This window comes from Bradyrhizobium viridifuturi, assembly GCF_001238275.1.
Classification (GTDB): Bacteria; Pseudomonadota; Alphaproteobacteria; order Rhizobiales; family Xanthobacteraceae; genus Bradyrhizobium; species Bradyrhizobium viridifuturi.
The window spans coordinates 1-20,775 of sequence record NZ_LGTB01000034.1; the positions used below are offsets into that span (position 1 = coordinate 1).

At 66.6% G+C, this 20,775-nt stretch carries 17 protein-coding genes and 3 pseudogenes; 11 read left to right on the forward strand and 9 right to left on the reverse strand.

Going from position 1 to position 20,775, the window contains the following annotated elements:
* The 5 genes and pseudogenes from ALC15_RS27670 to ALC15_RS27685 all read left to right on the forward strand — a co-directional run.
* Nucleotides 1–917, forward strand: a pseudogene (locus ALC15_RS27670) (ABC transporter ATP-binding protein); the annotation flags it as partial.
* A 69-nt stretch (nt 918–986) separates the two neighbouring features.
* The gene (locus ALC15_RS27675) at nt 987–1,166 is read left to right on the forward strand and encodes a DUF4089 domain-containing protein (RefSeq protein ID WP_050630023.1); all 180 of its coding nucleotides are present in this window, start codon (nt 987–989) and stop codon (nt 1,164–1,166) included.
* Nucleotides 1,167–1,194: 28 nt separating this feature from the next.
* Nucleotides 1,195–2,568, forward strand: a pseudogene (locus ALC15_RS27680) (AtzE family amidohydrolase).
* A 2-nt stretch (nt 2,569–2,570) separates the two neighbouring features.
* Nucleotides 2,571–2,962, forward strand: a pseudogene (gene hpxZ, locus ALC15_RS42230) (oxalurate catabolism protein HpxZ).
* A 17-nt stretch (nt 2,963–2,979) separates the two neighbouring features.
* Nucleotides 2,980–3,711: a GntR family transcriptional regulator gene (locus tag ALC15_RS27685; RefSeq protein WP_050630024.1), complete on the forward strand. Its 732-nt coding sequence runs from the start codon at nt 2,980–2,982 to the stop codon at nt 3,709–3,711.
* Here the strand turns inward: ALC15_RS27685 and atzF are convergent.
* Complete coding sequence (gene atzF, locus ALC15_RS27690; protein WP_430649199.1) at nt 3,617–5,653, reverse strand: allophanate hydrolase; 2,037 nt, start codon at nt 5,651–5,653, stop codon at nt 3,617–3,619. The genes ALC15_RS27685 and atzF overlap by 95 nt on opposite strands.
* A 236-nt stretch (nt 5,654–5,889) precedes the next feature.
* On the reverse strand, nt 5,890–6,414 hold the full coding sequence (locus ALC15_RS27695) for a MarR family winged helix-turn-helix transcriptional regulator (RefSeq protein WP_094194146.1): 525 nt from the start codon (nt 6,412–6,414) through the stop codon (nt 5,890–5,892).
* A gap of 154 nt (nt 6,415–6,568) precedes the next feature.
* Between ALC15_RS27695 and ALC15_RS27700 the strand changes: the two genes are divergently transcribed.
* Nucleotides 6,569–8,425, forward strand: coding sequence for a feruloyl-CoA synthase (locus ALC15_RS27700; RefSeq protein WP_050630025.1), 1,857 nt, complete (start codon nt 6,569–6,571; stop codon nt 8,423–8,425).
* A gap of 461 nt (nt 8,426–8,886) precedes the next feature.
* Here the strand turns inward: ALC15_RS27700 and ALC15_RS27705 are convergent, their stop codons facing one another.
* Nucleotides 8,887–9,411 carry a MarR family winged helix-turn-helix transcriptional regulator gene (locus tag ALC15_RS27705; RefSeq protein ID WP_050630026.1) on the reverse strand — a complete coding sequence of 175 codons (525 nt, stop codon included), beginning with the start codon at nt 9,409–9,411 and terminating at the stop codon, nt 8,887–8,889.
* 82 nt (nt 9,412–9,493) lie between these two features.
* Between ALC15_RS27705 and ALC15_RS27710 the strand changes: the two genes are divergently transcribed.
* Both ALC15_RS27710 and ALC15_RS27715 read left to right on the forward strand, forming a co-directional pair.
* Nucleotides 9,494–10,696: a cytochrome P450 gene (locus ALC15_RS27710; protein ID WP_050630027.1), complete on the forward strand. Its 1,203-nt coding sequence runs from the start codon at nt 9,494–9,496 to the stop codon at nt 10,694–10,696.
* Between the two features lie 35 nt (nt 10,697–10,731).
* Nucleotides 10,732–11,958 carry an ABC transporter substrate-binding protein gene (locus ALC15_RS27715; protein ID WP_050630028.1) on the forward strand — a complete coding sequence of 409 codons (1,227 nt, stop codon included), beginning with the start codon at nt 10,732–10,734 and terminating at the stop codon, nt 11,956–11,958.
* Nucleotides 11,959–12,157: 199 nt separating this feature from the next.
* On the opposite strand, the gene ALC15_RS27720 is transcribed toward ALC15_RS27715, so the two are convergent.
* Nucleotides 12,158–12,817: an isochorismatase family protein gene (locus ALC15_RS27720; RefSeq protein ID WP_050630029.1), complete on the reverse strand. Its 660-nt coding sequence runs from the start codon at nt 12,815–12,817 to the stop codon at nt 12,158–12,160.
* A 149-nt stretch (nt 12,818–12,966) separates the two neighbouring features.
* Here ALC15_RS27720 and ALC15_RS27725 point away from each other — a divergent pair, with 149 nt between their 5' ends.
* Nucleotides 12,967–13,917, forward strand: coding sequence for an AraC-like ligand-binding domain-containing protein (locus ALC15_RS27725; RefSeq protein WP_050630030.1), 951 nt, complete (start codon nt 12,967–12,969; stop codon nt 13,915–13,917).
* A gap of 71 nt (nt 13,918–13,988) precedes the next feature.
* On the opposite strand, the gene ALC15_RS27730 is transcribed toward ALC15_RS27725, so the two are convergent.
* The 5 genes from ALC15_RS27730 to ALC15_RS27745 all read right to left on the reverse strand — a co-directional run bounded on the left by ALC15_RS27730 (nt 13,989) and on the right by ALC15_RS27745 (nt 19,222).
* Nucleotides 13,989–14,441, reverse strand: coding sequence for a YybH family protein (locus ALC15_RS27730; protein WP_050630031.1), 453 nt, complete (start codon nt 14,439–14,441; stop codon nt 13,989–13,991).
* Nucleotides 14,442–14,658: 217 nt separating this feature from the next.
* Nucleotides 14,659–16,326: a tannase/feruloyl esterase family alpha/beta hydrolase gene (locus tag ALC15_RS27735; RefSeq protein ID WP_050630032.1), complete on the reverse strand. Its 1,668-nt coding sequence runs from the start codon at nt 16,324–16,326 to the stop codon at nt 14,659–14,661.
* Nucleotides 16,327–16,438: 112 nt separating this feature from the next.
* Nucleotides 16,439–17,713 (reverse strand): NAD(P)/FAD-dependent oxidoreductase, encoded by a 1,275-nt coding sequence (locus tag ALC15_RS27740; RefSeq protein ID WP_050630033.1) that lies wholly within the window; start codon nt 17,711–17,713, stop codon nt 16,439–16,441.
* Between the two features lie 115 nt (nt 17,714–17,828).
* Nucleotides 17,829–18,272 (reverse strand): MFS transporter, encoded by a 444-nt coding sequence (locus ALC15_RS46580; RefSeq protein ID WP_244486293.1) that lies wholly within the window; start codon nt 18,270–18,272, stop codon nt 17,829–17,831.
* Complete coding sequence (locus ALC15_RS27745) at nt 18,224–19,222, reverse strand: MFS transporter (protein ID WP_244486294.1); 999 nt, start codon at nt 19,220–19,222, stop codon at nt 18,224–18,226. The genes ALC15_RS46580 and ALC15_RS27745 overlap by 49 nt, the downstream gene beginning before the upstream one ends.
* A gap of 175 nt (nt 19,223–19,397) precedes the next feature.
* Between ALC15_RS27745 and ALC15_RS27750 the strand changes: the two genes are divergently transcribed.
* Together ALC15_RS27750 and ALC15_RS27755 are read left to right on the forward strand one after the other, a co-directional pair.
* Nucleotides 19,398–19,706, forward strand: coding sequence for a hypothetical protein (locus tag ALC15_RS27750; RefSeq protein ID WP_050630034.1), 309 nt, complete (start codon nt 19,398–19,400; stop codon nt 19,704–19,706).
* A 35-nt stretch (nt 19,707–19,741) separates the two neighbouring features.
* Nucleotides 19,742–20,638, forward strand: a complete 897-nt coding sequence (locus ALC15_RS27755) for an RNA polymerase sigma factor (protein WP_050630035.1) — start codon at nt 19,742–19,744, stop codon at nt 20,636–20,638.
* Nucleotides 20,639–20,775: the final 137 nt, after the last annotated feature.

The window sequence follows — 20,775 nt, forward strand, 5'->3', positions numbered from 1 at the left end:
CTCTCCAGGCACTGCGGCTCGGGGAGAGCTCCCCCTCCACCCCAACCCTCTCCCCGCAAGCGGGGAGAGGGGGGAAGACGCACGCCCCTCCTGTCAAGTCGAAAAGCTCGTCAACGGAATACCCCGCCAGCGCGGGCTCGGTGCTGACAAAGCTGTTCGGCCGCAAGCCGCCGGTCGAGGAGGAGGTCTTCCGCGCCGTCGACGGCATCAGCTTCGAGGTCGGCCATGGCGAGAGCGTCGGGCTGGTCGGCGAATCCGGCTGCGGCAAGTCGACGACGTCGATGATGGTGATGCGGCTTTTGGACCAGACCTCCGGCCGCATCGTGTTCGACGGCGAGGACATCGGCGGCATCATGCCGCAATCCTTCGCGCGGCTGCCGCGGCGCAGCCAGATCCAGATGGTGTTCCAGGATCCGACCGACAGCCTCAACCCGCGCTTCACCGCGGCGCGCGCGATCGCGGACCCGATCATGCAGCTCGGCAACATCAAGGGGCGCGCCGCGCTGCGCGATCGCTGCGAGGAGCTGGCACGGCTGGTCGGCTTGCCGGTCAATCTGCTGGACCGCTTTCCGCATCAGTTGTCCGGCGGCCAGAAGGCCCGCGTCGGCATCGCGCGCGCGATCGCGCTGCACCCGAAGCTCGTGATCCTCGACGAGCCGACCGCGGCGCTCGATGTGTCGGTGCAGGCCGTCGTGCTCAACCTGCTGCAGGACCTCAAGCAGTCGATGGGCATGAGCTATCTGTTCGTGTCGCACGATCTCAACGTGGTGCGCCTGCTGTGTGATCGCGTCATCGTGATGCGGGCCGGCCGCATCGTGGAGCAGGGCACGTCCGAAGCCGTCTTGGGCAATCCGCAGGATGCCTATACAAAAGAATTGCTGACGGCGATCCCGCATCCGCCGTTGCCGGTTGCCTGACGCATGATCCGGAAAAGTGGGAACCGGTTTTCCGAATAGACCATGCGCAAAATCGTTACTGGGAGCGAAATGGCCGATCATCTCGACGACTACGTGAATGCCGCCGCCCGCGCGATGGAGCTGCCGCTGGAAGACGCCTGGCGTCCCGCGGTGCGCGCCAATCTCGAGGTCGCGCTGCGGCTGGCGAAACTGGTCGATGACTTCCCGCTGCCCGATGACGCCGCGTCGGCGGCGATCTATTCGGTCTGAGATCGCGATGTCCGAAACTCCCGCGTCCATGTCGGCCGCCGCAATCGCGCAGGCCGTCGCGAACCGCAAGATCACGGCCGTTGCAGCGACCGAGGCGGCGCTCGCGCGCATCGCCGCGCACGACAAGGTCCTCAACGCCTTTACCGATGTGACCGCCGATCGCGCGCGCGCCAAGCGCGTGCGATCGATGCGGAGATCGCAGCCGGAAAATCCGTCGGCCCGCTGGCCGGCGTGCCGTTCGCGGTGAAGAACCTGTTCGATGTAGCGGGGCTCTCGACCCGCGCCGGTTCGAAGATCAATCGCGACCTGCCGGCTTCGCCGCGCGACGCGACGCTGATCGAGCGGATGGAAGCGGCAGGCGCCGTGCTGGTCGGCGCGCTCAACATGGGCGAGTACGCCTACGACTTCACCGGCGAGAACGCGCATGACGGTCCATCGCGCAATCCGCACGATCCGGCGCGAATGGCCGGCGGCTCCTCGGGCGGCTCCGGCAGTGCCGTCGGCGGCGCGCTGGTGCCGATCGCGCTCGGCTCCGATACCAACGGGTCGATCCGGGTGCCGTCGTCATTCTGCGGCATCTTCGGGCTGAAGCCGACCTACGGCCGGCTGTCGCGCGCGCGCTCGTTTCCGTTCGTCGCAAGCCTCGATCATCTCGGTCCGTTTGCGCGCAGCGTGACGGATCTTGCCCTCGCATACGACGTCATGCAGGGGCCCGACACCGAGGATCCCGCCTGCGTCGCGCGACCGGTCGAGCCCACGATGCCGTTGCTTGACGAGGGGATCGGCGGGCTGCGGGTGGCGATCGCTGGCGGCTATTTCCAGCAGAATTTGCTACCGGAGGCGGTCGAAGCGGTCGCGCGCGTCGCAAAGGCGCTCGGCGCGACGCAGGTTGTGGAGCTCCCGGAAGCCGCGCGCGCCCGTGCCGCCGCCTTCATCATCACCACAACCGAGGGCGCAGCGCTGCACCTCGATCGGCTGCGCAAGCGTCCGAACGATTTCGATCCGGCGGTGCGCGATCGCCTGTTCTCTGGCGCGATGATCCCGGCTGTCCATGTCGACAAGGCGCAGAAATTTCGCCGCTGGTTCCGCGACATGGTGTTGGAGCTGTTCCAGTCGGTCGACGTGATCCTGGCGCCGGCAACCCCGTGCGCGGCGCCGAAGATCGGTCAGGCCAATTTCACGCTCGATGGGGTCGAGCTTCCGGTGCGTCCCAATATCGGGATCCATACCCAGCCGATCTCCTTCATCGGCCTGCCGGTGGCCGCCGTGCCGGTGCCGCTTGAACCGATGCCGATCGGCGTTCAGATTATTGCCGCGCTGGCGCGAGGACATCGCGCTGCGGGTTGCCTACGCGCTGGAACAGATGGGCGTTGCGAACGCGCCTGCGCCGAGAGGACTCTAACTATGGACATCGATCTTCCCGACGTGCTCGCCGAGGTCACCGCGCAGTTCCAGCGATATGAGAAGGCGCTGGTCTCGAACGACGTCGCGGTGCTCGACGAGCTGTTCCGCAACGACAGCCGGACGCTGCGCTACGGCATCGGCGAGAACCTCTATGGCTACGCCGAGATCGCGGCATTTCGCGCCGGGCGGCCGGCGGCCGGGCTGATGCGCAGGATCGACCGCACCGTGATCACGACCTATGGCCGCGACACCGCGATCGCCTCGACGCTGTTCTATCGGGACAGCGCGCCGGGTAGGGTGGGACGGCAGATGCAGACGTGGATTCGCTTCCCCGAGGCTGGAGAATCGTCGCGGCCCATGTCAGCGTCATCGACGAGCCCAAGGGCGTTTGAACGCGAGCGCTTGAACCATGAGCCTGGACGATCTTCCGACCCGCGCGCCGCAGCCGACCGAGCCCGAGCCGGTCGTGCCGCGCGTCGATCGCCCGTCATCGCTGGTCGAAAAGATCACGCGCGCCGAAGAGCTGCGCCTGCAACTTGCCGATGAGATCGTGCGCGGCACGCTGCCGCCGGGTGCCGGTCTCGACGAGACCGACCTTGCGCGCCGCTTCAACGTCTCGCGCACGCCGGTGCGCGAGGCGCTGCGGCAGCTTGCCGCCAGTGGCCTGATCGACGCCCGAGCCCATCGCGGCGCGGTGGTGGCGCGGCCCTCGCTCGAAAGATTGACCGGCATGTTCGAGGCGATGGCCGAGCTGGAGGCGATGTGCGCCGGCCTTGCCGCCGAACGGATGACGCCGGCCGAGCGCCATGCGCTGGAGGCGGTCCACGAGGAGCTGCGGGTGTTGAGCTACACCGGCAATCCCGAGCGCTTCCACGAGGTCAATGAGCGCTTCCACAACGCGATCTATGCCGGCTCGCAGAACGCCTATATCGCCGAGATCACGCTGGCGACGCGGGTGCGCGTGCAGCCGTTCCGTCGCGCCCAGTTCCGCAACCTCGGGCGGCTGGCAAAATCCCACGCCGAGCACGACCGCGTCGTGGTCGCGATCATGCGCGGTGACAAGCCGGGCGCTGCGGCCGCGATGCGCGCCCATATCGAGCAGGTGCGCGGCGAGTACGAGACCTACGCGGTGTCGGTGTAGGGCTCGCGCAGCTCTCGTCGTTCCGGGGCGCGCGAAGTGCAAGCCGGAATCCATTCGTCCGCATTGATGGTCTCTGCTTCGCCGGTGAAACCAACACCGTGGCGAAATGGATTCCGGGCTCGCGCGGCGCGCGCCCCGGAATAACAGGATGGGGGCTACGCCTTCGCCTTCTCCGCCATGACGCCCGCCAGCCGCCATAGGCGGAAATATCTTTCGCGCCGGCGATCGCCGCGGGCTCGACGATGAAGCCCTTGGCCTGCCGTCCGTCGGCGAGTTTGACTGTGCCGATCGACAGCGGCGGCGGGATCGCGGCGACGAATTTTCCGAACGCGGCAGGTGACATCGCCCAGAGCTCCAGCTTGATCGCATGACCCGCGCCCGCCTCGATGCGCAACATGCCGGGCTTCGGCGGCGTGGTGTCGAGCGCATAGAGCCTGTAGTCAGCTGCGGTGGTGGTCTCCTCCAGCAAGCGTGCATCGAGCGTCGTCAATTCGTGGTTCAGCGCCATGCCGGAGAGATGCGCGCCGACCACCGCGATGGTGATCTCGTCGGATGTCGCTTGCGCCGGCACTTGAGCGAGTGCGGGCTGCGGCAGCGATTTTGCGCCGAGGCCAAGTCCGGTGTCGGCATGGAACACGCGGCCGATGTCGGCAAGCGCGGCGTCGCGGCCGGCAGGCGCCAGCAGCGTGACGCCGAACGGCGCGCCGTCCGGCCGCATCGCCGCCGGCAGCGCGAGGCCGCAGAGATCGAGCAGGTTGACGAAATTGGTATAGGTGCCGAGCCGCGAGTTGAGCTCGATCGGGTTGGCCAGCACGTCGGCGGTGGAATAGACCGTCGGGGCGGTCGGCAACACGATCGCGTCGAGTTGCGTGAAAGTGCGCGCGGCAACGCGGCGCAGCGCCTGCAGGCGGTAGAGCGCGGAGAACGTATCGGCCGCGGTGGGCCGCGCGCCGCCGATGGTGATCTCGCGGGTCACCGGATGGATCGCCTCCGGCGACGACGCCAGCAGGTCGCGGATCACGAGATAGCGCTCGGCGACCCACGGCCCCTCATAGAGCAGCCGAGCCGTCTCGTAGAACGGCTCGAGATCGAACTCGACGAGGTCGGCGCCAAGCGCCTGCCAGCGTTTCAGTGCCTCGCCATACGCCGTCTCGGCTGCGCGATCGCCGAAGAAGATCAACTGGCCGGACTTGGGAATGCCGAGCTTCAGTCCGGCTGGAAACGCCGCGGCAGCGGCCAGTGGCCGGTCGCGCGAGAACGGATCGGCATCGTCAGGTCCGGCCATCACGGCGAGTGCGGCCAGCGCGTCGTCGACCGTGAGCGAGAACACCGAGATGCAGTCGAGCGTGCGGCACGCCGGCACCAGCCCGGTATTCGGGATCAACCCGAGGCTCGGCTTGAGCCCGACGATGTTGTTGAGCATCGCCGGCACTCGGCCGCTGCCTGCGGTATCGGTGCCGAGCGACAGCGGCACCAGTCCCGCGGAGACCGCGACCGCGGAGCCCGAGCTCGATCCACCCGGCACCAGATCATCGCGCACCGGATTTTTGGGAATGCCGTAGGGCGAGCGCACGCCGACCAGGCCGGTGGCGAACTGGTCGAGATTGGTCTTGCCGATGATGATGGCGCCGGCCGCGCGCAGTCTGGCGACCGCCGTGGAATCCTTCGCCGGCGTGTAGGCGAATGCCGGGCAGGCGGCGGTGGTCGGCAGCCCTGCGACGTCGATATTGTCCTTCACCGCAACCGGCACCCCATAGAGCGGCAGCGTCGGATCTGCGAGCCGCGCCGCCTCGGCAATCGCCTCCTGTTCGTCGCGCAGGCTGATGAAGATGGCGGGATCGTTATGCTCGCGGATGCGCTGGTAGCTGCGCGCCACGGTTTGCACCGGCGTCATGGTCTTGGTGCGGTGTGCGGCGACGATCGCGGCGACAGTTTCAGTCACGGGGTTGGCTCGTCTGTTGAGCGGCGGAGCATCGGATGCCCTCCGCGAGGGAATTGCAGCCTGATCGAAGCAAGCAACGTGCCATTGTGTACAATTCGCACGCGCTTGCGGCGTGTCGGATTATCACACAATATCAGGTGCTTGAAATGGTCGCCGGACGCCGGTGTCGGCCCGCTTGAAAGAGCGTGTGCCCAAGTTTCAGGCAGCGCTGATCACGCGAAAATCCCGTCGATCGATCAGGTGAAGCAAGCGAGGATCTGCAACAACTGCTCGCGGTTGTCCTTGCCGATCTTCTCGGCCACATGCCGCTCGTGCTCGGCGGCCAGCCGCTTGAACTGCGCCAGCGCGGTCTTGCCGCGCGCGGTCAAATGCAGCGCGTGGGAGCGGCGGTCGGTGGCGGAGGGAATGCGGCTGACGAAGTCGCGTTCCTCCAGGCTGTCGAGCAGATGCACCAGCCGCGCGCGCTCGATCCCGAGCCGCTTGGCGACCGCCATCTGGCTCAGGCCCGGATTGGCCCCGATCACGGTCATGACCGAGTATTGGGTCGGCCGGATATCGACCGTTGCCAGTGTTTTGATGAAGTCCTGGAAGATCCAGAGCTGGAAGCGCCGCACCGCATAGCCGGCGTGGCCGATCAGCGCGTCGAGGCCGATGTCATCGCCGGCGTCGCTATTGTGCGCCCGGCCATTCGCCGTGCGCGCGCGGCGGATTGCCGCTGCCGTTGCTGCCGCCTTGCGCGACGTCTTTTGCCGGGTTGCCATGACCGCGAGGCTAGCGCGCTCGAGGCGAGAGGGAAAGATTGTTGTTGACGACAACAATTGATGTCCGCAACATTATCGCCAAAGAGCCCGGCCGGGGCGCGGCGCAGCACGTTGTTGCAGCGCGATCCCGACAAGACACGGGCGAGGAGGAACCATGGTGGCCGTCGGCGGTGACAATCCGAGCAGCCTGTTCGCGACGCCTGCCATCGTGGCGGATCGACGTGGCGACGGCAGCATCCTGGTTCGTTCCACCACGCCCTTGCAAGAAGGCGCGCGCTGCGTTGGCGACTGGCTGGAGCACTGGGCAGAGCAGGCGCCGGATCGCATATTCCTCGGCGAGCGCGCCAGCGCCGAGGCGCCCTGGGGCACCGTCAGCTATCGCGATGCGCTCGGCATCGTCCGCCGCGCCGCATCCTGGATCCTGGCGCGGGGGCTGAGCGCCGAGCGGCCGCTGGTTATCCTCTCCGACAACGGCATCGATCACGCGCTGTTCGCGCTCGCTGCCCAGCATGTCGGCGTGCCCTCGGCCGCGATCTCGCCCGCCTATTCATTGATGTCCCGGGATTTCGACAAGCTGAAGAGCATGATCGAGCTGCTCGATCCCGGTGCGATCTATGTCGCGAGCACAAAGCCGTTCGCCGCGGCGCTTGCCGCGATCAAGCCGCTGCATCGCGCCGTCATCGTCAGCGGCAATCCCGAGGACGCCGACGCGCTGGCATTCCCAGCCATCGCGGCGACGCTGGAGTCGCCGGACGTCGCTAGAGCCTTTGGCGCGGTGACGCCGGACACGATCGCAAAATTCCTGTTCACCTCGGGGTCGACAGGCACGCCGAAAGCCGTGATCAACACCCAGCGCATGCTGACCTCGAGCCAGCAGGCCAAGGCACAGACCTGGACGTTCCTGGAGCAGGCCGGCGAAGCGCTGGTCATTCTGGACTGGCTGCCCTGGAGCCACACCTTCGGCGCCAATCACAATTTCAATTTGGTGCTGCGCAACGGCGGCACGCTCTATGTCGATGGCGGCAAGCCGGCGCCGGGCCTGTTTGCGACGTCGCTCGCCAATCTGCGCAGCGTGGTGCCGACGGTCTATTTCAACGTGCCGCGCGGCTTCGACATGCTGATCGCGGCGCTGCGCACCGACGACGAATTGCGCCGCAAATTCTTCGAGGGCACGAAGTTCGCCTTCTACGCCGGCGCGGCACTGCCGCAGAATCTCTGGGATGCGCTGGAGGAATTGTCGCTGCAAACGGTCGGCCGCAAGCTGCCGATGGTGTCGGCCTGGGGCTCGACCGAGACCTCGCCGCTGGCGACCGATTGTCATTTCCTGGCAAAGCGATCCGGCAATATCGGCGTGCCGATATCAGGCACCGAGCTGAAGCTCGTTCCGTCGGGCGACAAGCTCGAGGTCCGGGTGCGCGGGCCGAACGTCACCCCGGGCTACTGGAAGGCGCCCGAGCTGACCGCGCAGGCGTTCGACGACGAGGGCTTCTACAAGATCGGCGACGCCGTCACCTTCGCCGATCCTGACCGGCCGGATCTCGGCCTGTTCTTCGACGGCCGCGTCGCCGAGGACTTCAAGCTCAATTCCGGCACCTGGGTCAGTGTCGGCACCCTGCGCGTCGCCGGCATCGCCGCGCTGGCGCCGCTGGCGCAGGATATCGTCGTCACCGGCCACGGCCGCGATGAGGTGCGCTTCCTGGTGTTCCCGAATCTGGCCGCCTGCCGTTCGCTGGCAGGCCTGCCCGAGACCGCCGACGCGCCCGAGACGATCGGCCATCCTGCGGTCCGTTCCGCGATCGGGCAGGGGCTGGCACGGCTGAAGGCGCAGGGCAGTCATTCCTCCGGCCACGCCACCCGTGCGCTGTTGCTCGCCGAGCCCGCTTCGGTCGACGGCGGCGAGATCACCGACAAGGGCTACATCAACCAGCGCGCCGTGCTGACGCGCCGCGCCGCAGCAGTGGCGGTGCTGGAGGACGACGCGTCGTCCGAGCCGATTGGCTGTGGCGGGTGAGGGCCGATAGAGCGCGCCCAAGTGAGGAAGGCACCAGCGGAAGGGTTCCCTCCCCCCTTGCGGGGGAGGGTTAGGGAGAGGGGTACCGCACGGCACGTGCTATCCGAATTCGTGTCGCGCCGACGCATTTTGCGAGGGCGATGCATGCATCGATCGCCTCGCCCGGGGCTTACCCCTCTCCCCAACCCTCTCCCGCAAGGGGCGAGGGAGCCTGACCGGTGTGCTCCCTGACCCCAGCGCGACGTCGCTAGTCTCGGCATGGGACCTGACGCCGCACGCGTCCGGGTTTTTAGTTGCTATAGCAACTAAGCTGTGCGAGTTTGCCCCCAATCGGGTCAGGGCCGGTCAACGGCTACGCGTTTGGGAGGACGATGTTGCGCGGCACGGCGCTGATAGCGCGCATGGGAGATCGGGCGAACACCGTGGTGGCGCAGGGCGTCGGCCGTGGCCCGGCCGTGCGGTCAGGTCGTGCTTTGCCCGGTCACGGCGCCGAGATTCTCGTGGAGCCGGCGCAGCAGGTCGATCAGCACCTCGCGCTCGTCCTTCTTCAGGCACGACAGCAGCCGCCGTTCGCGCTCCAGCGCCGCGACGATCACCTTGTCGTGGATGGCCCGGCCCCGCGCGGTCAGCGTGATCGAATGGGTGCGGCCGTCGTCCGGCGCGGTGCGGATCGTCAAGAGGCCGCGCTTCTGCAGCGCCGCGAGGTTGCGGCTGACCGGTCCCTTGTCGAAGCCGATCACCTGGCAGATCCGCGAGGCCGGAATCCCCGGCTCGATCGCCAATTGCGAGATGATTCGCCACTCGGTGACGTTGACCCCGAAATTCTTCTGGTAAAATGCGGTGGCGCTGTTCGACAGCTTGTTGCCGATGAAGGTGATGAACGCCGGCACATAGCGATTGAGGTCCAGCAGCGGGCCATCAATGGCGTCTGCGGGTTCGGCCGGTCTTGGCCGGCGGGGCTTTCGGGGGAGGGGCTGGCTGCTCATTTCTCAAATCATCGCTGCGAAACTGTTCGGGAGCAAGTGACATGCGGCCCGTGTTGACAAGATCAAACCTCGGGAGGTCCCGATGACTGCAACAGACTTTGCGTCCGTCCCGCATCTGGACGTCGATCCGTTCGCGCTCGACTTCTTCGCCGATCCGTTCCCCACCCATGCGCGGCTGCGCGAGGCCGGGCCGGTGGTTTATCTGGACAAGTGGAATGTCTATGGGGTGGCGCGCTACGCGGAGGTGTACGCCGTCCTGAACGATCCCGCCACGTTCTGCTCCAGCCGCGGCGTCGGCCTCAGCGACTTTTCCAAGGAAAAGCCGTGGCGGCCGCCGAGCCTGATCCTGGAGGCCGACCCGCCCGCCCACACCCGAACCCGCAACGTGCTGAGCTCGGTGCTGTCTGCGACCGTGATGAAGCAGCTTCGTGGGCGTTTTGCCGAGGCTGCGGAGGCCCGCGTCGATGCGCTGCTGGAGAAGCGCCGGTTCGACGCGATCGCGGACCTCGCGGAAGCCTATCCGCTGTCGATCTTCCCGGATGCGCTTGGCCTGAAGCCGGAGGGCCGCGAGCATCTGCTGCCCTACGCCAGCCTGGTGTTCAACGCCTTCGGTCCGCCGAACCAGCTCCGCGAGGAGGCGATCCAGCGTTCCGCACCGCATCAGGCCTATGTCGCCGAGCAGTGCCAGCGCGACAATCTCACCCCGGGCGGCATCGGCGCCTGCATCCATGCCCACGTCGATAGCGGCGCGATTACCGCGACCGAGGCGCCGCTGCTGGTGCGCTCGCTGCTCTCGGCCGGCCTCGACACCACCGTCAACGGCATCGGCGCCGCCGTTTATTGTCTGGCGCGCTTTCCCGACCAGTTCGAGAAGCTGCGCAACGATCCAACGCTGGCGCGCAATGCGTTCGAGGAAGCGGTGCGGTTCGAAAGTCCGGTCCAGACCTTCTTCCGCACCACCACCCGGGATATCGAGCTCAGCGGCGTCAATATCCCGGAGGGCGAGAAGGTGCTGATGTTCCTCGCCGCGGCCAACCGTGATCCGCGCCGTTGGGAAGAGCCCGACAGCTACAACATCACGCGCCGCACCTCGGGCCATGTCGGTTACGGCTCGGGCATCCACATGTGCGTCGGCCAGCTGGTCGCGCGCCTCGAAGGCGAGGTGATGATGGCGGCATTGGCGCGCCGTGTTGCCAGGATCGAAATCACGGGCGAGCCGAAGCGGCTGTTCAACAACACGCTGCGCGGGCTCGAGAGCCTGCCGGTCGAAATCACGCCGGCCTGACGCCGGCTGCAGAACAACGCAAGGGAGGGGATGCGATGAGGGACTTTGGGGCCGGACGATTTGGGATTGGACTTGCGCTGGCATTGGCCTGTGCCGCGGGCAGCGCACGCGCGGAGATATCAGACAATGTCGTGCGGGTCGGCGTGCTGAACGACATTTCCGGCATCTTCCAGGACACCAACGGCATGGGCTCGGTGGAAGCCGCGCGGATGGCGGCGGAGGATTTCAACGGTGGCGGCAAGGGCATCAAGGTCGAGATCGTCTATGCCGACCACCAGAACAAGGCCGACGTGGGGTCTGCGATCGCGCGCAAATGGCTCGACGTCGAGGGCGTCGATGCCATCGTCGACGTGCCGAATTCGGCCGTCGGTCTCGCCATCAACACCATCCTGCGCGACAGCAGGATGACGTTCCTGGCCTCGTCGACCGCAAGCTCTGACCTCACCGGCAAGGCCTGCTCGCCGAACACCATTCAATGGGTCAACGACACCTGGGCGACCGGCAACACCACCGCAGCCGCGATGATGCAGCGTGGCGGCAAGGATTGGTATTTCGTCACGGTCGACTATGCGCTGGGCAAGGGCATCGAAGCCGAGGCGACGAACTACATTGAGAAGCATGGCGGCAAGGTGCTGGGATCGAGCAAGCATCCGCTCGGCACCTCGGACTTCGCGTCCTTCCTGCTACAGGCGCAGAGTTCGAAAGCCAAGGTGATCGGCCTCGCCAATGCCGGCGGCGACACCATCAACGCGGTGAAGCAGGCGGCCGAGTTCGGCATCCAGCAGGGCGGCCAGACCATGGTGGCGTTCCTGCTGTTCGTGAACGACGTCCACGGCATGGGCCTGAAGGTCGCGCAGGGCCTGCAACTGCTGGAAGCCTTCTACTGGGACATGAACGACGACACCCGCGCATTCGCAAAACGCTTCGCCGCGCGGCCCGGCATGAACGGCAAGATGCCGAGCGGCAACCAGGCCGGTGTTTATGCCTCCACGCTCGCCTATCTCAACGCGGTCGCGGCCACCGGCAGCGACGACGCCAAGGTCGTGGTGCCGCAGCTGAAGACCTTCAAGGGCAAGGACAAGCTGTTCGGCGACACCACGATCCGCCAGGACGGCCGCGTCATCCACCCGATGTATCTGTTCGAGGTGAAGAAGCCGGAGGAGTCGAAATACCCCTACGATTACTACAGACTGATCGCGACCATCCCGGCCGAGCAGGCATTCCGCCCGCTGGCCGATGGCGGGTGCTCGCTGGTGAAGTGAGCTCTTCGCCGCGAGCCTCGCTTGGCTCCCTTTCCCCTTGTGGGAGAGGGCTGGGGTGAGGGGTATCTCTCCACACGGCATACCGGGCGGAGAAACCGCAACCCCTCACCCGGATCGCATTGCGCTGGGCTCCATGCGTTCCGGCCTCTCCCGCAAGGGGAGAGGCGAACCGAATGTGTGGCGGGCTGTTCGCGACCAACTACGCAGCCTTTGCCGCTCCATCGCCGGTTTTCACCCGCCCCAGCATCTCGCCCGCCGTCATCACATGCGCCGTGGAGAACGCCAGGATCGTCAGCGTGGCGCGATGCACCTCTTCGGCGGACATCGCACCCTGGCCGACATCGGGATAGTCGAACGTGCCCGTCGCGTCCGAAAGGAAGACAACCTTGTAATTGTGGAACATGGCGTCACGCGCGGTGGCGTGGCAGCAGTTCTCGGTCGTGGTGCCCGAGATGATCACCGTCGTGATGCCCCATTCGCGCAGGATCAGGTCGAGGTCGGTGGCGAAGAATGCACTGTAGCGGTGCTTCTTGATGACGTGCTCGCCTGGCGCAGGTGCGAGATCATTGAAGATCTCGACGCCGGTGGTGCCGTCGACCAGCGATGACCGGTCGGCGATCGGCCCATAGAGATCGTCATACAGCCCCATGTCGCTGCCGTCGCGGCGATGCACATGCGCGGTGTAGACGACGCGGATGCCCTTGTCGCGGCAGGCCTTCAGGGTCTGCGCCAGCCTGGGCACCATCGCGGCGGCTTGCGCGGAACGCAGCTTGGCGCCCTCGGCCACGAAATCGTTCTGCATGTCGACAACGATCATGACGGTCTTGCTGGGATCGATGACGTCGCATTGATAGCCCATGTGGTGTCTCCTCTCCGGGTGGGAGGGATTTTCTACGCGGGTTCTGCGGACGTTCTTGGCTGTGCGGGCCAATCGCTGGACTCTGCTTGCCAGAACCGGGGACGGGACGCAGAATATCCCGCTGCCGGGTTGGGCAGGAGCAAGGTCCGATGCAGACCCCAGATCACGCAGTTGTCGCGCAGACGCTCGTCGCGCCGGGTGACAGTTTCGACCGCTGGCACCACGTCACCTGCCGCGAATTCTCGCTGACCGAATGCCGCCGCGTCTCCGACGAGGCGTTCCAGGCGTCGATCTCGATCCGCCATTTCGGTCCGCTCGCAATCAACGACATCTGGTCGTCGACACCGGCCGCCGACCGCATCCGGGTGACGCGCAGCGCGAGCGACGTCCGCAGGGATCCGCGCGACTATTTCATGCTGTGGCTCACGCTGCGGGGCGAGGTCAGCTTTGCGCAGGACGGCCGCGAGGTGCGGATGCGCCGCGGCGATCTCATGCTGCATGACCAGGCGCAGCCGTTCACGCTTGAATTCGCCCCGAGCGCACGGTCGATCATGGTGTCGATCCCGCGGCCGCTGCTGCTCGCGCGCCTGCCGGATGCGCAACGCCTGACGGCGCGGCGGGTCGGCAACGCGTCGAAAGTCGGCGCGCTGGCGGGCTCGCTGATCCGCCGGCTGACGCGTCTCGACGACGAAGCCGGGCCTTCTGCGATACGGCTCGGCGCCGCGGCGCTCGATATCTTCGCGACGACGCTTCAGACCGAGCTGACGGACGATGTGTCGCGACACGGCGATGAACGGCTGGCGCGGGTCAAGGCCCATATCCTCGCCAATCTCGACGACCCCGAGCTTGATCTCGATGCGATCGCCACGGCGCAGAACATGGCGCCGCGCACGCTCAATCGCCTGTTCGCGCGCGAAGGCACGACGCCGATCCGCTGGCTCTGGCAGCAGCGGCTCGCCGGCGCCTACCAAGCGCTGGCCGAGCGACGCTTCGCCCATGTCACCGATGTCGCCCTCAGCTTCGGCTTCAGCGACGTCTCGCATTTCAGCCGCGCTTTCAAGGCCGCGTTCGGCCGCTCGCCGCATCAGGTGATGGGCTGACGCCGTATCCAAGAGCGGCTGCGACCCCGGCTGTGGCCGCAGCCCCGCTCCAGCGCGCTTCTTGAACAGTATTATTTCGGCGGAGGCGCCTTGGGGAAGGCCGACAGCATCCGGATCTTCCAGTTGCCGCCCTGGTTGCTGTACGCGGCGGTCCAGCGGCCAACAACATCAAGAGGCTCGCCGGTCTGCTTCTTGCCGGTGATGTGGTATTCGCCGATCGCGAGAGCCGTATCGGTGCCGAGCGGCATGGCCTCGTCCACCGTTATGTCATTGTGGTTGAACCCTGCCTTGAAGAGACCATCATAGGCCTGCGCAATATCGGTGTGCGGCCCGGTTGGATTGACGATCATGCCGCCAGGCGCGTAGAGCGCGGCGATCCCGGCACCATCCTGCTTGTTGAAGCTGTCGGCATAGGCCGCCCCGATTTTCTCGACCTGCTGCTTCAGACTTTCGTCGCCGGCGGTAGCGGCCGCAGGCATCGCGAGTAGCGCAATGAACAAATATAAGGCGGAAGACATTCGCATTGCATTCCCTCCTTAAGATCATTGTTGAATATCCGTCTCGGTCAGCCGGGACCGTGATGGTGTAGCACACCGACATTCGATGAGAGCTGCCGGCTGGCCGCGATACGGCGATGCCGCTGACTAAGAGGGGGTAGCCCCGCTGGCGGAGCTGCCCACAATCGCCGCTGCGCTCGATCGCCACAAGACGAGACGGTCCGAAGGTGTGACGCAACTCATCTCACGGCGCGCAAGTGAAACTCGCCGCCGCGGTGACCGGGCCTGCCTTGTAATGCGGCCAGTTCGGCCAGCGGCATAGCGGCAGCGCGCGGAGCGTGTTGAAGGCCGGGGCCTCGGTCTTCTGCTCGCGCACCTCGAGATCGCCGGGCGCCTTGCCGTTCTCGACCCAGTCGACCAGCACGGCCAGCATGTCGACATTGGCGGGTGCGCCGGAGCCGACATGGTCGACGCCGGGTGCGGTGTAGAGCCTGGCGAACTCGGCGACCTTGTCCTTGCCGAGCGTCTTCTCGACATTCTCGAAGTAGCGGATGCCGGCATAGGGGCTTTGCGCGTAGTCGGACATGTGCTCGAGCATCACGAGCTTGCCGCCGCGGGCGTGGAAGCGGCTGAGGTCCGGATCGGTGGAATCCATCAGGGCGGAGACTTCCAGCAGGCGCGCCTTGTGGTCCTCGGGCCTGTAGGTCGTGACGTCGAGCTTCGGATCGCGCGCGAAGACATATTGAATGCCGCCGGCACCGTAGATCCAGGCGATGCCGTTGGTCGGGGCCGGCGGCTGCGCGGGAGCAGTCGTGCCGAGCCACCAGGCCTTCCAGCCACCGGTCGGGCCGAACGCCGGCGTATCCTCACCCGACACGCCCCAGCCCGGATAGTCGTCGAGGCCGTTGGCGAGCGGGAACGGGAATTTGTATGGCGCGTGCAACGTGTCGATGGCGGCAATCTGCTTGTCGGTCAGGCAATCGTCGCCGCTCTGCCCCGCGGCGCATGCCAGCGTGGCCGGCTTGAACGTCGCCTTGCAGCCGACCGGGTCCTGCACCAGCGCATCGTCGGAGCCGTCCTGGATGTCGCAGGCCTTGAGCACGGCCTGAGCGACGAGCTTGACCTGCGCGGGCCTGATCCAGCCGTCGCCCATCGTCACGAGGCCGGAGCGGGTGCCGGCATGCTGCAGCCCGACCCAGTTGATCACGGGCACGCGCGCGAAGATACCGTCGAAATCGTCGGGGTAACGCTGCGCCATGGTCAGCGCCTCGCGGCCGCCTTCGGATGATCCCGTGAAATACATCTTCGCCGGCGGCTTGCCGTAGGCGCGGACCGTCAGCGCCCGCGCGGCGTCGCGCACCTTCTTGTAGGCCTTGTGCGAAAAGTTCTCGAACGCCTCGTCGTTGAGCGCGAACAGCTGCGGCGGCTCGCCGGGCTTCGACTCGTGGCCGGAGTCGGTACCGTAGGTGACAAAGCCGAGCGCCAGCGGCGAGGCCTTGTCGAACGGATAGGCCGGCGGCAGGCCGAGGCCCGATATCAGCACGCCGTTGAAGCCGCCGCCGCCATACTGCAGCGAGCGGCCGTTCCACTCGACGGGCAGGTTCACTTCGAACTTGATCGGTGGCGCCTTGGGATCGACGGGATCAATATGCCCGAGCACCTTGCAGAAGGCCGGATTGGCCGGAATGACGCGGCCGGAAGGCGTCGGCGCCTTGTCGGAGACCGAGAGCTGTGTCGGCGCCTGCAGCGTGGCGGCGTCGATCCTGACGGCGCCATCGGCTGGTCCGGCAAGGCCGTTGCAGGTTGCTGCGGGATCGCCGGTCATCTGCGACGTGACCGCCTGTGCCGATACAGATGACGTCAGCGCGACGAGTGAGCCTGCAAGCGCCAGGGTGCGCGCATCGATCCGCATTGTTTCCTCCCGGCAAACATTGTTGCATGGCAAGTATTTCATGCGGGATGCCGGCGCGCAATGGCGGGCTCGTCTGGATGACGGGACGAAGGTTGCGCGCGCGAAAGCGCGCCTATTGCGCGACCTTGCTGCTGCCTTGCGTGATCAGCCGTGCGGCGCGCTGGTCGCGGGTATGGATCCAGAGCCAGTTCATCGCCACGGCGATCCGGTGGCGCACGCCGATCAGGAAGTAGATGTGGGCGAGGCCCCAGATCCACCACGCCAGCGAGCCGCGCAGCTTGAGCCAGCCGAAATCGATCACCGCCTTCTTCTTGCCGATCTGGGCGAGGCTGCCGGCATGCTTGTAGCGGAACGGCGGCAGTGTCTTTCCGTCGAGCCGGGCCTTGATCAGGGCGGCGACGTAGCGCCCCTCCTGCTTGGCGGCCGGTGCGATGCCGGGCACCGGATTGCCGTCGGGGCCCCTGATCGTGACGGTGTCGCCGACCGCGAAGACATCGGGATGGCCCGGCACGGTCAGATCCGGCTCGACCTGCAGCCGGTGTGCGCGATCTGCCGGCGCGTTCAGCCATTCGGCGGCGCGCGAGGCGCGCACGCCGGCGGCCCAGACGATGGTGCGCGCCTCCAGCCGCTTGCCGCCGAACACCACGCCGTCGGCGGAGCATTCGGTGACCGGCTCACCCAGCATCACCTCGACGCCGATTTTCTCCAGCGACGCTTGCGCATAGGCTGAAAGGTCGTCGGGAAAGCCGGCCAGCACGCGCGGCCCGGCCTCGATCAGCACCACGCGTGCCTTGCGCGTGTCGATGTGGCGGAAGTCCGGAGCCAACGTGTCCTTGGCGAGGTCGGCGATGGTGCCGGCCATCTCGACGCCGGTCGGCCCGGCGCCGATGATGACGAAAGTCAACAACGCCGCGCGCTTGTCCGGATCGGTCTCGCGCTCGGCGCGCTCGAACGCGACCAGGATGCGCCGTCGCAATGTGGTGGCGTCCTCCAGCGTCTTCAGGCCGGGTGCGAACGGCTCCCATTCGTCATGGCCGAAATAGGCATGGCGCGCGCCGGTCGCGAGGATCAGCGTGTCATAGGGAATGCTGCCGCCGTCGTCGAGTTGCACTTGCTTCGCCGCCGGGTCGACGCCGCAGACATTGGCGAACAGCGTCGTCACCTCGGGCCGGTCGCGCAGCAGGTAGCGGATCGGCCATGCGATCTCGCTGGTCGCAAGCGACGCGGTCGCGACCTGGTAGAGCAGCGGCTGGAACAGATGGTGGTTGCGGCGGTCGATCAGCGTGATCTCGACCGGCGCCCCCGCAAGACCGAAGGCCGCTTCCAGCCCGCCGAAGCCGGCGCCGACGATCACCACGCGATGAGGTTTGGCCGGCGCTTGCGTCATCTGATGTCGCCCTCGGTTTCGAACGGCTTCGTCGCTTGATTATGTAATCATTCGCGGCTCCATTCCAATACGAATTGCTCGATCGCCCGATAGCGAAACCCAATCGCGGCAAGTCTCACGCATCCTGCGGCGCGGCTGCGGCGATGACCTGACGTCGCATCGGCAGGAACAGTCCTGCGACCGCGCCGGCGAATGACAGCGTTGCCGCAAGGCTCATCGCCGCAGCAAAACCGCTGCTGAAATGTCCGGATGAATCGGCCGCGCCGTTCGCCACGAAGATCGCCACCAGCGCCGCGATGCCGAACATGCCGCCGAGGAAGCGGCCCATGTTGAAGATGCCCGATGCCTTGCCCATCTCGCTGACCGCAACCGCGCTCAGCACCGCGTTCTGCGCTGCCGGCATCGCCATCGACACGCCGACGCCGGCGAGCACCAGCGGGGCGATCAGCGCGGAGTAGGGCACAGAGGGGCTAACGATCTCGCTGATCCAGCCGAGCCCGATCGCCTGCATCAAGAGGCCGGTGACGACGAGCGTGCGCTCGCCGAACCGGTTGACCACGCGCCGGCGATCGGCGCCGTGACGAACAGCGTCGCCGTCCACGGCAACAGGCGCAGCCCGGCACCGAAGGCATCGAAGCCGAGCACGACCTGCAGGAACTGCGGCAGCAGGAACAGCACGCCGTACATCGCGGCGTAGAACAGCACGCTCGCGGCCATGCCGGATGCGAATGGCCTTGCCGCGAACAGCCGCATCGGCACCATCGGGCTCGTCGCGCGCAGCTCCCACAGCACGAACATTGCGGTCAGCGCGACGCCGGCGACCAGCGCGCCCGTCACTTCCGCGCTGGCCCATCCGACGCTGTTGCCGCGCAACAGGCCCCAGACCAGAGCCAGCGCCGCGAGCGCGACCAGTGTCAGTCCGGGGACGTCGAGCGGCGCTGATGGCCCGAAGCTCTCACGCAGCCGTGTGATCACGAGTGCAATCGCAACAAGGCCGATCGGCAAATTGATCCAGAAGATCCAGCGCCAGCCGAGATGCTCGGTGATGAAGCCGCCGATCGCGGGACCGATGATCAGCGCGCATCCGGTGATGCCGCTGAAAATGCCGAGTGCGCGGGCGCGCTCCTCGCGGCCGAAGGCGCCGCTCAGGATCGCCATCGCCAGCGGCATCACCAGCGCAGCACCGGCGCCTTGCAAGGCGCGAGCGGCGATCAGTGAAGCGGCATCGCCGGCCAGCGCACATGCTGCCGATGCCGCGACGAACAGGCCAATTCCGGCCGCGAACATCCGGCGCCGCCCGAAACGGTCGCCGAGCGCGGCACCAGTCAGCAGCAGCACCGCGAAGGTCAGGTTGAAGGCGTTGACGGTCCATTGCAGCGTCTCCACGGCGCTACCGAAATCGGCGCGGATGGTGGCGAAGGCCGTGGTCATGATCATGGCGTCCAGCGCCATCATAAAGGATGCCAGCGCGGTGAGGCCGAGCACCCAGCGCCGTTCAGGGGTCTGCATGGTGGTTCTCCGTTAGCGTGCCGCAGGGTTGCGGCGCGTTTCGCCGGCAAGGACGAACGGAGATGGGCAAAGGATGCGGCGAAGAATTATTTTTGCCGGGCCGCATCCTTTGGCGGTTCGCAAACGTCCTTGGGTCTGACGCGGCCGGTTCGGGCCGCGAACCAAGGAGGTTGCGATGCGACGGACCCTGATCAGGTACAGGACCAAACCGGAGCTGGCGGAGAAGAATGCCGCGCTGGTTGCGGCTGTGTTCGCCGAGCTGAAGGCGGCGAGCCCGGATGGCGTGCGCTACATGACGCTGCGGCTGGAGGACGACACCTTCATCCATATGGTCGAGACCGCGGCTGACGACGGTTCGAGCCCGATCCCGAAGCTGGCTGCGTTCCAGGCCTTCCAGGACGGCATCAGGGATCGCTGCGCCGAGCCGCCGCTGGTTCGCAGTGCCGTGATTGTCGGAAATTATCGTATGCTGGATGAGCCGTGAACCGGCGAGCAGTGGATCGATCTGGCGGAGCCATCATGACGTCACTACCCCAAGTGCCGGCTGCGGCCGAGGTCGACGCGCTGCTGGCGGCGATGCGGCCAAGGCTGCATCGCTACTGCGCCCGCATGGTCGGATCGGTCATCGACGGCGAGGACGTGCTGCAGGACGCGCTGATCAAGGCGATGGAGGCCTTCGCGTCCGCAGCGCCGATCCAGAACCCGCAAGCCTGGCTGTTCCGGATCGCGCACAACACCGCGCTCGATTTCCTCAGGCGGCGCAACCGCCAGGAAGCGCTCCACTCTTCGGAGGAGGTGGACATGATGGCCGCAGAGCTCGACGATGTCGGCCGCCGCGAGATTGCCGCAAGCAGCCTGCGCACCTTCATGCGGCTGCCATTGGCGCAGCGCTCCAGCGTGATCCTGATGGATGTGCTCGGCTGCTCGTTGCAGGAGGTCTGCGGCATCATGGATTTCAGCCTGCCGGCGGTGAAGGCGGCGCTGCACCGCGGGCGCACGCAGCTGCGCGCGTTCGCCCGCGAGCCTGATGATGCGCCGCGGCCCGGCCTGTCGCCGGGCGATCGCACCAGGCTGAACGCCTATGTCAGCCGCTTCAACGCCCGCGACTTCGACGCCATCCGCGGCATGATCGCCGACGACATCAGGCTCGAGCTCGTCAACCGGACGCGGCTGAACGGCAAGGCCGAGGTGTCACGCTATTTCGGCAATTATGCCAAGATCGACGACTGGCGTCTGGTAGCCGGACAAATCGAGGGACGTCCCGCGATCCTGGTGTTCGATCCGGACGCGCAGGATGCGCCGCCGCGATCGTTCATGCTGCTCGACTGGTCCGCCGACAAGGTCGCAACCATCAGGGATTTCCGCCACGCGCCCTACGCGATCGACGGCGCCGAATGGGCGGTGGATGAGGGGTAGGTGGCTGCGGCTCAGCCTCCGTAACGCAGTGACCGCGCCACAAACTCAGTGTCGTCCCGGACAAGCGAAGCGCGATCCGGGACCCATAACCACGAATGCAATTGGTTTGCGATGCTGGGGCCCCAGCCTGCTTGGAC

What these genes read in the sequence shown, in the direction of transcription:
- ALC15_RS27750 (WP_050630034.1), top strand. Translation starts at nt 19,398, where the DNA reads ATGCGACGGACCCTGATCAGGTACAGGACCAAACCGGAGCTGGCGGAG.
- ALC15_RS27755 (WP_050630035.1), top strand. Translation starts at nt 19,742, where the DNA reads ATGACGTCACTACCCCAAGTGCCGGCTGCGGCCGAGGTCGACGCGCTG.
- ALC15_RS27675 (WP_050630023.1), top strand. Translation starts at nt 987, where the DNA reads ATGGCCGATCATCTCGACGACTACGTGAATGCCGCCGCCCGCGCGATG.
- ALC15_RS27710 (WP_050630027.1), top strand. Translation starts at nt 9,494, where the DNA reads ATGACTGCAACAGACTTTGCGTCCGTCCCGCATCTGGACGTCGATCCG.
- ALC15_RS27700 (WP_050630025.1), top strand. Translation starts at nt 6,569, where the DNA reads ATGGTGGCCGTCGGCGGTGACAATCCGAGCAGCCTGTTCGCGACGCCT.
- ALC15_RS27695 (WP_094194146.1), bottom strand. Translation starts at nt 6,414, where the DNA reads ATGGCAACCCGGCAAAAGACGTCGCGCAAGGCGGCAGCAACGGCAGCG.
- ALC15_RS27730 (WP_050630031.1), bottom strand. Translation starts at nt 14,441, where the DNA reads ATGCGAATGTCTTCCGCCTTATATTTGTTCATTGCGCTACTCGCGATG.
- ALC15_RS27715 (WP_050630028.1), top strand. Translation starts at nt 10,732, where the DNA reads ATGAGGGACTTTGGGGCCGGACGATTTGGGATTGGACTTGCGCTGGCA.
- ALC15_RS27720 (WP_050630029.1), bottom strand. Translation starts at nt 12,817, where the DNA reads ATGGGCTATCAATGCGACGTCATCGATCCCAGCAAGACCGTCATGATC.
- ALC15_RS27725 (WP_050630030.1), top strand. Translation starts at nt 12,967, where the DNA reads ATGCAGACCCCAGATCACGCAGTTGTCGCGCAGACGCTCGTCGCGCCG.
- ALC15_RS27745 (WP_244486294.1), bottom strand. Translation starts at nt 19,222, where the DNA reads ATGCAGACCCCTGAACGGCGCTGGGTGCTCGGCCTCACCGCGCTGGCA.
- ALC15_RS27735 (WP_050630032.1), bottom strand. Translation starts at nt 16,326, where the DNA reads ATGCGGATCGATGCGCGCACCCTGGCGCTTGCAGGCTCACTCGTCGCG.
- ALC15_RS27705 (WP_050630026.1), bottom strand. Translation starts at nt 9,411, where the DNA reads ATGAGCAGCCAGCCCCTCCCCCGAAAGCCCCGCCGGCCAAGACCGGCC.
- ALC15_RS27740 (WP_050630033.1), bottom strand. Translation starts at nt 17,713, where the DNA reads ATGACGCAAGCGCCGGCCAAACCTCATCGCGTGGTGATCGTCGGCGCC.
- ALC15_RS27685 (WP_050630024.1), top strand. Translation starts at nt 2,980, where the DNA reads ATGAGCCTGGACGATCTTCCGACCCGCGCGCCGCAGCCGACCGAGCCC.